Origin of the sequence: Geobacillus sp. ZGt-1 (assembly GCF_001026865.1) — a bacterium.
Classification (GTDB): Bacteria; Bacillota; Bacilli; order Bacillales; family Anoxybacillaceae; genus Geobacillus; species Geobacillus thermoleovorans.
Window position 1 is genome coordinate 3,552 of sequence record NZ_LDPD01000007.1, and the last position, 237, is coordinate 3,788.

Consider the following 237-nt stretch of genomic DNA (forward strand, 5'->3'; position numbering starts at 1 on the left):
GAATCCCGTACGGGTCACTGGTTGCTGGCACCAGAGATTCTGGTGCCCTTTTGTACAATTTCTTTTGTCGATTTTTGCGTTTTTTTCTTGCGATGCGTGTGGAAGTCTGTTATAATATCTCTCGTTAGCTTTAAAATTACGTTATGATTGTTGGGGACAACGCAGTGTTTCGTTTCGTTAAAGAACGAGGCATTGCGTTTTTTTCTTTATCACCCTAAACCGAGAAGACCCCCACTT